Source organism: Embleya sp. NPDC005971, assembly GCF_040629175.1.
Classification (GTDB): domain Bacteria; phylum Actinomycetota; class Actinomycetes; order Streptomycetales; family Streptomycetaceae; genus Embleya.
The window spans coordinates 21,570-31,958 of the sequence record NZ_JBEXUX010000092.1 but is presented as its reverse complement, the minus strand read 5'-3'; the positions used below and the strand labels follow the sequence as shown (position 1 = coordinate 31,958).

At 72.6% G+C, this 10,389-nt stretch carries 12 protein-coding genes and 1 pseudogene; 10 read left to right on the top strand and 3 right to left on the bottom strand.

The features are described 5' to 3' along the window. Positions 1 to 712: 712 nt before the first annotated feature. Positions 713 to 2,125, bottom strand: coding sequence for an oxygenase MpaB family protein (locus ABZ374_RS43605; RefSeq protein WP_360323269.1), 1,413 nt, complete (start codon positions 2,123 to 2,125; stop codon positions 713 to 715). Positions 2,126 to 2,339: 214 nt separating this feature from the next. Between ABZ374_RS43605 and ABZ374_RS43600 the strand changes: the two genes are divergently transcribed. The 5 genes from ABZ374_RS43600 to ABZ374_RS43580 all read left to right on the top strand — a co-directional run bounded on the left by ABZ374_RS43600 (position 2,340) and on the right by ABZ374_RS43580 (position 6,547). Beyond that, positions 2,340 to 2,942 carry a dihydrofolate reductase family protein gene (locus ABZ374_RS43600; protein ID WP_360323267.1) on the top strand — a complete coding sequence of 201 codons (603 nt, stop codon included), beginning with the start codon at positions 2,340 to 2,342 and terminating at the stop codon, positions 2,940 to 2,942. 218 nt (positions 2,943 to 3,160) lie between these two features. Next, positions 3,161 to 3,916: a metallophosphoesterase gene (locus tag ABZ374_RS43595; protein WP_360323273.1), complete on the top strand. Its 756-nt coding sequence runs from the start codon at positions 3,161 to 3,163 to the stop codon at positions 3,914 to 3,916. 50 nt (positions 3,917 to 3,966) lie between these two features. Then, a complete protein-coding gene (locus tag ABZ374_RS43590) occupies positions 3,967 to 4,905 on the top strand; it encodes a protein phosphatase 2C domain-containing protein (RefSeq protein ID WP_360323265.1) in 939 nt (312 codons plus the stop codon). Between the two features lie 179 nt (positions 4,906 to 5,084). Beyond that, positions 5,085 to 5,705, top strand: coding sequence for a cyclodeaminase/cyclohydrolase family protein (locus ABZ374_RS43585; protein ID WP_360323263.1), 621 nt, complete (start codon positions 5,085 to 5,087; stop codon positions 5,703 to 5,705). Further along, a complete protein-coding gene (locus tag ABZ374_RS43580; RefSeq protein ID WP_360323261.1) occupies positions 5,702 to 6,547 on the top strand; it encodes a bifunctional 5,10-methylenetetrahydrofolate dehydrogenase/5,10-methenyltetrahydrofolate cyclohydrolase in 846 nt (281 codons plus the stop codon). Before ABZ374_RS43585 ends, ABZ374_RS43580 begins: the two co-directional genes overlap by 4 nt. Positions 6,548 to 6,564: 17 nt before the next feature. On the opposite strand, the gene ABZ374_RS43575 is transcribed toward ABZ374_RS43580, so the two are convergent. Further along, the gene (locus ABZ374_RS43575; protein ID WP_360323259.1) at positions 6,565 to 6,939 is read right to left on the bottom strand and encodes a hypothetical protein; all 375 of its coding nucleotides are present in this window, start codon (positions 6,937 to 6,939) and stop codon (positions 6,565 to 6,567) included. A 251-nt stretch (positions 6,940 to 7,190) separates the two neighbouring features. Here ABZ374_RS43575 and ABZ374_RS43570 point away from each other — a divergent pair. From ABZ374_RS43570 to ABZ374_RS43555, 4 genes and pseudogenes are all read left to right on the top strand, one after another. Then, a pseudogene (locus ABZ374_RS43570) lies at positions 7,191 to 7,379 on the top strand (DUF3099 domain-containing protein); the annotation flags it as partial. Between the two features lie 153 nt (positions 7,380 to 7,532). Then, positions 7,533 to 7,799, top strand: coding sequence for a hypothetical protein (locus ABZ374_RS43565; protein WP_360323257.1), 267 nt, complete (start codon positions 7,533 to 7,535; stop codon positions 7,797 to 7,799). Positions 7,800 to 7,967: 168 nt separating this feature from the next. Then, positions 7,968 to 8,837: an NAD(P)H-binding protein gene (locus tag ABZ374_RS43560; protein WP_360323255.1), complete on the top strand. Its 870-nt coding sequence runs from the start codon at positions 7,968 to 7,970 to the stop codon at positions 8,835 to 8,837. A 96-nt stretch (positions 8,838 to 8,933) separates the two neighbouring features. Next, entirely contained in the window at positions 8,934 to 9,131 is a 198-nt protein-coding gene (locus ABZ374_RS43555) for a hypothetical protein (protein WP_360323253.1), read from the top strand. A 95-nt stretch (positions 9,132 to 9,226) separates the two neighbouring features. On the opposite strand, the gene ABZ374_RS43550 is transcribed toward ABZ374_RS43555, so the two are convergent. Beyond that, positions 9,227 to 9,418 (bottom strand): hypothetical protein, encoded by a 192-nt coding sequence (locus ABZ374_RS43550; protein WP_360323251.1) that lies wholly within the window; start codon positions 9,416 to 9,418, stop codon positions 9,227 to 9,229. A 194-nt stretch (positions 9,419 to 9,612) separates the two neighbouring features. Here ABZ374_RS43550 and ABZ374_RS43545 point away from each other — a divergent pair, with 194 nt between their 5' ends. Then, positions 9,613 to 10,389, top strand: coding sequence for a hypothetical protein (locus ABZ374_RS43545; RefSeq protein ID WP_360323249.1), 777 nt, complete (start codon positions 9,613 to 9,615; stop codon positions 10,387 to 10,389).

The following is a 10,389-nucleotide window of genomic DNA, read 5'->3' as shown; positions in this document are numbered from 1 at the left end:
GTGGGACCGGCTCGATCTCCGCCGATCCACGCCGACCGTTTGGCACAGAGCCACCCGCTGCCGACCAAAACGCGACCGCCGGCCGCAAACGCCCGACCCACTCGGAAAGGCTCCTCGGCGGACCTGACGAAAGCGCCCACCCGCTCCGCCGTTGCCGGCGCCTTTCCCGCCGAGCAACACCCACCTCTCGCCGGGAAACCCAAGGCTCCCGGCCGCCGGCGACCCCGGGACCGGGCCCATCTCCACCAGCCCACGCCGACCGTTTAGCACTGAGCCACCCGCGCCCAACCCGACCAAGACGCGACCACCGGCCGCGAACCCCGGACCCACTCGACAAGGCTCCCCGGCAGACCCGACGAAAGCGCCCACCCGCTCCGCCGTTGCCGGCGCCTTTCCGCCGAGCAACACCCACCTCTCGCCGGGAAACCCAAGGCTCCCGGCCAACCGGCGACCCTGGGACCAAGCCCACCTCCCCCCCAGCCCCCCAGCCCACGCCGACCGTTCAGCACAAAGCCACCCGCACCCAACCCGGCCCAAGACCCAACCGCCGGCCACAAACACCCGACCCACCCGCAAAGGCCCCCAACGAATCAAACGAAAGCACCCACCCAATCGGCCCCACCCCCGCCCGCGCCCCGCACCACCCCGGCCCCACGCATCACCCCCGTCAGGTCTCCACCACCACCCCCAACCCCACCCCCCGCCCAGCCCCTCAGGCCCGGCCGAGGACGAATTCGAGGGTGTCCGAGCGGGCTCTGCCCAGGACGCTTTCGCGTAGTGCGTCGGCGAACTCCTCGACGGTGACCACCCCGTCGCCGTCGGCGTCCATCGCGTGGAGCCAGGCGATTCGTTGTGTCGCTGCGGCGTCCGCGCCGAGCAGGCGGGCGTAGTCGGCCTGATCGATGCGGCCGTCCCCGTCCCGGTCCACCGCTGCGGCCACCGAGACCATCAGTGCGGCCATGGCGGCACCCGGCGCGGCGTCGGCGAGCACTCGGTACTCGTCGGCGTCGACCACGCCGTCCCCGTCGGTGTCGGCCGTGGTGCGCAACTCGTCCCACCAGGCGTGGAAGGCCGCGTACATGACCTCCTCGTCCACGGCGGCGAGGTCGAGTCGATCGCTGAACACCCGGGCGAGCGCGGCCAAATCGGGCCAGGACAACACGCCGTCGCCGGTCTGGTCCAGGATTCGTACGAAGAGATCGGCAAGTTGCGCCGCCGGCTCGGCCGCACGATCGTGGGGGCCGAACCGGCGCAGCCCGCGCCCCGCTTCCCGCTTGGCCGCGATGTAGGTCGCCGCGAGCGGCATGTAGACCCACTTCGTCGGCAACAGGTCACTGGCCACCGCCGCGGTCCGACACGCGAGCGACACCATCGTCTCGGCGCCGAACGGCACTCGGCCGCGCTCGCCCAGTTGCTCCCGGTAGCTCGGCGGCAGGGTGCTCGCGACGACGGTGCGGATCGCGGCGCCGAACGCCGCGCAGCCGGCCGACCACACCGCCTCGGGGACGAAGGACAGTGCTGCGGGCGCGGGCAATCGGCCCAGTGCGTCAAGGAGTTGCTCGACCCCCTGTCCGGCCGTGAGCTTGTCCCGTACCGTCTCGTCGAACCAGACGCGGAATTCCTCGACCGTGCCCGGCATCGCGTCCGCCGGCACCCCGAACTGCAGCCCCACCAGCAGCCATTCCGCGTACAACTCGGCCTGCCGCTCCTCGTCGAGCGGATCGCCGCCGAGCTCGCACATCAGCACCATCGCGTCGAACACCGTCAGGTGCACCCACGCCTGTGCCTCGGGGTCGAGCGCGGAGTACGCCCGACCCTGCGCGTCCACCCCGTTGACGTGCCCGTGCAGCCGGCGCAGCCGGGCCGCCTCGCGCTCGCGGTCCGCCTCGTCCTGGTAGAGCAACCGCTGCAGGCTGAGCAGGGTCTGCTCGATCCGGCGCCACGGGTGTTTCCGATAGGTGGAGAACTCCACCACCCCGGCGTCGACCACCGGATGCGCGGTCTCCAGCACGATCGCCCGACCGATGGTGGTCAACAGGCGCCATTGGCCCAGATAGCGCCAGGAGAGCGAGCCCGCGCCCGGGAAACCTTCGGGGCGGTCCGACATCCGGGGTGTGTCCGACATGGGTGACCTCTCTCGCCGCTCGGCTGGTAGTCGTGACGATACAATCCGTCACCTTCGACCGTGGTCGATCCGGAGAACCGCCGAAGCCACGGCTGTGGGACGGCCGCGCCGATGAGTTTCGGGGGCGGTCCCGGTCCACCTCACTCAGACTGGAAGAGCCGACCCGGCCCGCGCCGTCGACGCCGACCGGGCCGTCGCCGAGGAGGGCAGCCGGATGGCAACAGTGATGGCCGAGAAGACGATGTCGCTGGACGGGTTCATCGCCGATCCGTCGCATGACGTGGCGGAGTTGTTCGGGTGGTACTCGAACGGGCACGTGGAGACACCCGCGCCCGGTGGGGGAATGACCTTCCGCACCTCGGTGGCGAGCGCCCGACACCTGCGCGAGTTGTTCGTCAACACGGGGGCGATCGTGACCGGCCGCCGACTGTTCGACGCCACCGACGGGTGGGGCGGCAGCCATCCGATCGGCGTGCCGGTGTTCGTGGTGACCCATCACGTACCGCGGGACTGGGTCGCCGCGCATCCGCAGGCGCCGTTCACCTTCGTCACCACCGGCGTGGAGAACGCCGTCGCCGAGGCCGGGGCGGTGGCGGGCGATCTGGCCGTGGGCGTCGGCGGCGCCGACATCGTGCGCCAGTGCCTGAACGCGGGCCTGCTCGACGAGATCGTGGTCAACCTGGTGCCGGTGTTGCTGGGCGGGGGCATCCGCTTCTTCGACCATCTCGCCGACGTCCCGATCGAGTTGGAGGCGACCCGGGTGATCGAGGGCCGGCACGTCACGCACCTGTACTTCCGGGTGGTGCGCCCGACCTGAGAACTCGGGGAGGTGCCGTGCGAGCGGCGCGGAGCGGCACCTCCCCGAGTTGCCGCGTGAGCGGTGCGGCGCCGGTCGATCGCCCAGGGCGGGAAAGTGGTCCGGTCCTCGAACAGTTCACTGGACCTTCACGCCGGTCCGGTGGCGTGCGTAGCGTCGCCTTCATCGCGGCCGAGTACACCGGAACCACCGCATTCGCCTCCCCCAAGGACGCCCGCATGATCGTGTTCGCGCACCTCAGTGACACCCACCTCGACGGCGGCCCGCACGCGGCCGAGCGCACCCGGGCGGTGCTGGCCCACCTGAACGCGCTCCCCTACGACCTGGACGCGGTGCTGGTCACCGGCGACATCGTGGACAACGGCCTGCCCGCCGAATACGACGAGGCGCGGGCCCTGCTCGCGTCGCGGCACCCGGTGCTGATCCTGCCCGGCAATCACGACGTACGCGGGCCGTTTCGTGAGGGGCTGTTCGACGAGCCCGCGGGCGACGAGCCGATCAACCGGGTGCACCGCACGGCCGGCGGCGCGGTGTTCGCGCTGTGCGACTCGTCCATTCCGGGTCGTGCGGACGGCCTGCTGGCCGACGAGACGCTGTCCTGGTTGACCGACGTGCTGGACGAAACCCCGTCCACCACACCGGTGTTCGTGGCCTTTCACCACCCGCCGGTGGAGCTGGGCAGCCCGGAGATCGACCGGATCCGCCAGTTCGGCGCCGAGCGGTTGGCCGAGGTGATCGCCCATCGGCCCAACGTGGCGGGTCTGCTGTGCGGGCACGCGCACACCCCGGCGGCCACCACCTTCGCCGGCAAGCCGCTGATCGTGGCGCCCGGTGTGGTGTCCACGATCAACCTGCCGTGGGAACGCGCCGACGACGACGCCCCGTTCGTCGACCCGAAGCTGCCGCCCGCGCTGGCGTTCCACCGGCTCGACGACGAGGGTCGGCTGACCACACATTTCCGCGCATTGGCCTGATCGCCCGATAGCGTGCCCCGAATACGCCAACGGAGCGAAGGGGGCCGCCGATGTTCGGACGACGCCGGCAGGACACGGGGAGCACGGCCGAGGCGGGCTTCGCGGCGGGGCCGGTGTGGGTGCGCGCGGCGGCGGGCAGCGTGGTGGGCAACAGGTATCGGGCCAACTTCGACGTGCTCGGCCTGGAGCCGGAGCTGCGGCTGGCGGCGGTCGCCGACGGCATGGGCGACGGTCCCGGGAGCACGGCCGCCGGGCGGATCACGATGAACGAGTTCACCGCCTCGATCCGCCGGGCCTCGGCCGCGGGCATCGGGCCCGACCCGGCGGCGCTGCGCGCGAGTGTGGCCGGCATCCAGGACCTGGTGCTGGCCGCGGCGGCGGGGTTGAGCGGCTTCACCGGGTGCACGCTCACCGCGCTGATCGCCGAACCGGACCCCCGGCCCGAGGCCGCCGCGGCCGCCGCATGGCTGGTGCAGATCGGCGACTCGCGCGCATATCGGCTGCGCGCCGGGCAGTTGGACCTGCTGACGGTCGATCACACCGAGGCGTGGCTGGGCGCGCTCTACGGCTGGTATCCGGCCGACTCGCCGCAGGCCGCCGCCGCGCGCTACCGGCTCAGCCGCTACGTCGGACACCCCGGCCGGCCCGAGCCCGACGTGCTGAACGTGACCCTGCGGCCCGGCGACGTGTACCTGCTGTGCACCGACGGGGTCGCCGAACAGATCGACTACCGCCCGCTCGGCGCCCTGTTGGCCGCACCCGAGGCGCCCACCGAGATCATCGCCCGGCTGCTCGCCGCGACCCTGGAGGCGGGTGGCCACGACAACGCGACGGCGATCGTGCTGTGCGTGGACCACCGCACGGACCAACGCCCGGACCAACGCCCGGACCACCGCGCGGACCAACATGTGGACCATCGCGTGGACCACCGCGCCGACCACCCCGCCGATCACCGCACGGCTCGGCCCGCCGACGACTCCCGGACCTGAGCACCCGACACCGTCCGCTCGATGCCTCCCACCCGACACTTCCCGCCCGACGTCCCCACTCGACATCACCCCACGGCCGCCGCGTCGATGCCTTCCACCTCGGGGTTCCAGGCTTCGTCGTGCTCCGTGCGAGGATTTGCGAACGTGCGGTAGCCCCCACCGAGCGAAGGACGAGCGCGATGCGCGACGAGAAGATCAGCGAATACCTGGACCGCCTCGCCGACCGGGTTCCGGCGCCGGGGGGCGGTGCGGCCGCAGCGCTGCACGCCGCACAGGCGGCCGCGCTGCTGGGCATGGTCGCCCGGTACACCACCGGCGACAAGTACGCCGAGCATGCCTCCTCGATCGCCGAGGTGGTCGCGCTGACCGACGAACTGCGGGGCGTGGCACTGCGGTTGGCCGAGGAGGACGCGGTCGCGTTCACCGCGGTGACCGAGGCGTACACGCTGCCCCGGGACACCGACGAGGCCAAGGCCGTGCGCTCGGCCACGATCGCCGCCGCCCTGGTCGGCGCGGCCAAGCCGCCGGCCGAGGTGGTCGTGCTGGCCGCCGCGTGCGTCGAACTGGCCGAGAAGCTGCTGCCGATCGGCAATCCGAACGTGATCACCGACGTGGCCGCGGCGGCCGAGGCGGCGCGGGCGGCGGCGACCACGGCGCGGGTGAACATCGAGATCAACCTCGGCGGCATCCGGGACGAACAGGCCCGCACCGAACTCACCACGCAGGCCGGGCGGGTGGACGACATCGCCACGCGCGCCGATCAGGTCACCGCGGCCGTCCGCAAGGAGATCGCCCGATGACCGCGACCGTACTCGCCGGCAAGGACCTCGCGGCCGCGATCCGCGCCGAGACCGCGACCCGGGCCGCGCTGCTCGCCGAGGCGGGCTCCCCGGTCACCCTGGCCGTCGTGGTGGCCACGGCCGACGAGTCCAGCGCCTGGTACGTGCGTTCGATCGCGCGGGCCGCCGCGAAGGTCGGCATCACCTGCGACGTGGTCGACCTGGGCGCGGACGCGACCGCGGCGGCGATCCGGGGCACGCTGGCGGCACTCGGCGCGGACGACGACGTGCACGGGATCATCCTGCAGACCCCGCTGCCGGAGGGCGCGGCCCTGGAGGACCTGGCCGGCGCGATCCCCATCGGCAAGGACGTGGACGGCGCCAACCCGCTCTCGCTCGGCCGACTGGCCGCCGGGCTGCCCGCCTTCGCCCCGGCCACGGCCGAGGCGGTGGTGGCGATCCTGGATCACCACGGCGTCGAACTCGCCGGTCGGCACGTCGCGGTGGTCGGCCGCTCGACGGTGGTCGGCAAACCCGCCGCGCACCTGCTCCTGGACCGCAACGCCACGGTCACCATCTGCCATTCGCGGACCAAGGACCTGGCCGCGCTGACCTCGACGGCCGATGTCGTGGTCGCCGCGGTCGGCCGCCCCGGCCTGATCACCGCCGAGCACGTCGCGCCCGGCGCGGTCGTGGTCGACGTGGGCACCAACCCCACCGCCGACGGCGGCCTGGTCGGCGACGTGGACGCGGCCTCGGTGACACCGGTGGCCGGCGCACTCACCCCCGTGCCGGGCGGCGTGGGACCGGTGACCACGGCACTGCTGCTCGGCCACACGGTGCGCGCGGCGACCTCGGCCTGAGCCACCGGGCCGCCGCGTCACCAGCGGGCGACGCGGCGGCCGTCCCGTTCGTGCCAGCGGCCCGGGAGGTCGAGGATCTCGGCGCCGGCGGCGCGAAAGCGCTCGGCGGTGGCCCGGGCTCGTTCCGGATCGAGGGCGAACACCCACAGGCCCGGTATCAGTACCGTCCGCACGACGCCGGCGATCACGTTGGCCAGCAGGTTCTCCAACTCGGGCTGCTCCTCGTTCGAGGAGACGCCGTTGTCCAGACACACCACCGGCCGGCTCAGGCCGAGCCCCTGTGCGTACGCGGTCAGCGCGTTGCGATGGGCGGCCATCTCCCAGGGGTCGCGGGGATAGCACCGTAGATAGGCGACGGGCGCGCCGACGAACGGAGGGGAGACGGTCGTCATGGCGACTGATTCCTTTCCGGCGATCGGCACGGACCTGCGGTCGCGCCTCGCCGCCAGTCAACACCGTCCCGACCGAAAGGTCTATACCAATATTGTCACCTCCGGGTAACTCCCGAAAACCGACCGGTCCGCCGCCGACACCCGCCCCGTCCGGCGGCCCCCGGACGTACCGTGAAGAGATGAGCACCAACGATCCGGGCACCCCCGGTGGTGGGGGTGCCACCCCGTCCGGACCGGTTCCGTCCCAGCGCCGTCGACGCAAGCGCTACTTCGTGATGATGGGCATCTGCCTGCTGCTGTTCCTGCTGGCCGGCACCGTGGTCTACCGCTGGTCGTTCGCCGCCGCCGCGGGCATGACCATCGTCGCGATGGCCATTCCGCCGTTCGCGGTGATCGTGGCCAATCGCCGCGAGCGCGGCGACCGCTGGTGGGACGAGTAGCAGCCGCGGTCACCGAGTCGTCCGGTCGTCGGTGGTGCGGTCACGGCTTCGTCCCGACGCGGTGACAACCGCGAGCACCACGAACCACGGCGAGCGTCGCGCCCGTCCTCCTCGACGACCCGCGATCGCGCGGGCAGGGAGAAGGGGGCCGAGATGCCCATCGATCCGGGTATGCAGGCGGCACGGCAGGCTCAGGCATTCCGGCAGGACGTCGACCGACGGGCCTTTCGCGAGCAGATGTTCGCCGCCGACCGGCGACGCCGGCGCGGCGGGCGCTCGGGTAACGGCGTACTCCTGCTGTTGCTCGTGCTCGGCGCGGTGTTCCTCGCCGCGAAGTATCCCGACCAGGCACACGACTTGGTCGACCGGAGCCGCCCCCTGCTCGACCGGGTGCTCGGCTCGCTCGACGACCTGGGCTGACCCGAGCGCACCCGAGCGCACCCGAGGGCGCGCCGGACGGGCTCGGTTCGAGGGAAGTGCGACAACCGGGCAGTAGGGTCGGGTGGCCGAGCGGCCGGATGCGGTGCGGCCGTCGAATGCGGAGCCGGCCGCGGGCCGTCGGGCCCTGGGCCAGGAGAGGACGTCGTCATGGGACCAGTCATCGCGGTCACCGGAGCGAGCGGGCAGATCGGTGGCCGGGTCGCCCGCCGGCTCGCCGAGGCCGGCACGGCGCAGCGCCTGGTGGGCCGGGACGCGTCCCGGCTGCCGGAGTTCGACGGTGCGGTCAAGGCCCCGCCCGCGTCCTACGGCGACGGGGCGGCGATGCGGCGGGCCCTGGAGGGGGCCGACACGCTGTTCCTGGTCTCGGCCCACGAGAGCGCCGATCGGGTCGGTGAGCACATCACCGCCGTGGACGCGGCGGTGGCGGTCGGCATCCGACGGATCGTCTACGTGTCCTTCCAGAGCGCGGCGCCGGACGCGACGTTCACGTTCGCGCGCGACCACTGGCACACCGAGCAACACATCCGGGACACCGGACTGCGGCACACGTTCCTGCGCGACAGCCTGTACCTGGCGGTGCTGCCCGCGATGGTCGGTGCCGACGGGGTCATTCGCGGTCCGGGCGGGCAGGGGCGGGTCGCGGCGGTGGCGCACGACGACATCGCGGACGCGGCGGCGGCGGTACTGCTCGGCGACACCGCGCACGACCACCTCACCTACGACCTGACCGGCCCCGAGGCGATCACCCTCGCGGAGGCGGCGACGGAGCTGACCCGCTTCGCCGGGCGGCCGATCGAATACGTCGCGGAAAGCCGGGACGAGGCGTACGCCTCCCGCGCGCAGTACAACGCGCCGGCCTGGGAGATGGCGGGCTGGGTGACCTCGTACGAGGCGATCGCCACCGGCGAGATGGCCAAGGTCTCCACCGCGATCCCGATGCTGACCGGCCGGCCCGCCCAGAACCTGGCCGGCTATCTGACCACCCACCCCCAGGCGTGGGAGCACCTCAAGGCGTAGGTCCGGCCGACGGCAACCGATCCAATCGACCCCGACGACTCCCCCGACCGGCCGTGCCCGGGTGCGGCCGGCTCCGGAGCCGGGTCTGCTGAAACCATGCACCCCAAACACCCGATCATCGAGCTGACCGAGCTGCTGATGCGCGAGACCGACCTGCCGCAGGATCGCGCGAGCGCCCTCGTGCAACGCATCTGGGACGCGGGCGTGGCCGAGGGCACCCGCCGGATGACGGAGGATCTGGCCGCCGCCAACCGGGAAAGCGCGGAACTGCGCCGCGCCCTCGACGACGAGTGACCCGAGCCGGGACGAGCACCGCCATGGCGCCCGTCGAAGGCATGGTTTCCCCCTTCGGGGCCGGACCGGGACACCACGCCGGCCGGTGACGGGTCCTACAGCGGGAGCGGGCCGGCGAGCGGGTTGACGCGGTTCAGGGTGTTCACGCCGTCGGGGTAGACGGCGGTCGGGACACCGACGACCCGGCCGCTGTTCGGGGTCGGTTCCTGCGCGTGGGCGGCGGACGCGCCGAGGGTCACGGCGAGGGCGGTGCCGGCCAACGCGGCGGCGGCGATGCGCTTGTTCATGTCCCGCCCAACGAGGTCGCGGGCACTTGGTCACCGCGGCGCCCGCCGAGGCGGCCCGGTTCACCTGTTCGGCGTTCGTAGGCCGCCGCGCACCGGGAACAGGAGCACCGACCCGGAGGAGGAGTGCGCATGGCGGAGCACCGCAGGCGGCGGATCGGCGGCACGGCGCGATGATGCACGACGGTCGGCTGCCGATGAGTCTGGCGTTCGCGTCGCTGCTGCTCACCTTTCTGGCGACGCGGACGATCACCCGGCTGATCCGGGCCGGTCGAGGCCCGTTTCGCAACGTCAGCCCCGGCGGTGTGCACATCCATCACGTGGTGCCGGGCATCGTGCTCGCCCTGATCGGCGGCTTCGTCGCGGTCGGCACCGGCCAATACCTGGTCGGCCGGTCGATCGCGGGGGTGCTGCTGGGAATCGGCGCGGGGCTGGTGCTGGACGAGTTCGGGATGATCGTGCACCTGGCCGATGTGTACTGGACCGAGCAGGGCCGGATCTCGATCGAGGCCACGGTGTTGGCCACCGCCGCGGTCGGCTTGGCGGCGAGCGGTTTCGTGCCCTTCGACGCGACGCCGGAGGGCGGCGGCGTCGCCGATCAGGTGGTGTGGCTGCTGGTGTTGTTGCTGGACGTGGCGATGGCGGCGATCACCTTCGCCAAAGGCAAGGTCGGTACCGGCGTGATCGGCATCTTCATCCCGATCGTCAACATCGTCGCGGCGATCCGGCTGGCCCGACCCGGCTCTCCGTGGGCGCGGCGCTACTACCACGACAAGCCCCGCAAACTGCGCCGTGCCACCGCGCGGGCGGCCCGCCGCGACGCGCGCTGGAAGCCGATCCGCCGCCGCTTCGAGGACACCATCGCCGGCAGCCTGGTCGCCGCGCCCCCGCCGCCGAAGCCCGAGCCGCAGGGGCACCGACGGGTGGTCGGCACCCGACACACCTGGTACCGCCTCCCCAGCACCCCGACCTGA

Bases quoted from the DNA above. Each gene is read 5' to 3' on its own strand.
- ABZ374_RS43580 (WP_360323261.1), top strand. From the start codon at position 5,702: ATGACCGCGACCGTACTCGCCGGCAAGGACCTCGCGGCCGCGATCCGC.
- ABZ374_RS43600 (WP_360323267.1), top strand. From the start codon at position 2,340: ATGGCAACAGTGATGGCCGAGAAGACGATGTCGCTGGACGGGTTCATC.
- ABZ374_RS43590 (WP_360323265.1), top strand. From the start codon at position 3,967: ATGTTCGGACGACGCCGGCAGGACACGGGGAGCACGGCCGAGGCGGGC.
- ABZ374_RS43550 (WP_360323251.1), bottom strand. From the start codon at position 9,418: ATGAACAAGCGCATCGCCGCCGCCGCGTTGGCCGGCACCGCCCTCGCC.
- ABZ374_RS43575 (WP_360323259.1), bottom strand. From the start codon at position 6,939: ATGACGACCGTCTCCCCTCCGTTCGTCGGCGCGCCCGTCGCCTATCTA.
- ABZ374_RS43595 (WP_360323273.1), top strand. From the start codon at position 3,161: ATGATCGTGTTCGCGCACCTCAGTGACACCCACCTCGACGGCGGCCCG.
- ABZ374_RS43555 (WP_360323253.1), top strand. From the start codon at position 8,934: ATGCACCCCAAACACCCGATCATCGAGCTGACCGAGCTGCTGATGCGC.
- ABZ374_RS43585 (WP_360323263.1), top strand. From the start codon at position 5,085: ATGCGCGACGAGAAGATCAGCGAATACCTGGACCGCCTCGCCGACCGG.
- ABZ374_RS43605 (WP_360323269.1), bottom strand. From the start codon at position 2,125: ATGTCGGACACACCCCGGATGTCGGACCGCCCCGAAGGTTTCCCGGGC.
- ABZ374_RS43560 (WP_360323255.1), top strand. From the start codon at position 7,968: ATGGGACCAGTCATCGCGGTCACCGGAGCGAGCGGGCAGATCGGTGGC.
- ABZ374_RS43565 (WP_360323257.1), top strand. From the start codon at position 7,533: ATGCCCATCGATCCGGGTATGCAGGCGGCACGGCAGGCTCAGGCATTC.
- ABZ374_RS43545 (WP_360323249.1), top strand. From the start codon at position 9,613: ATGAGTCTGGCGTTCGCGTCGCTGCTGCTCACCTTTCTGGCGACGCGG.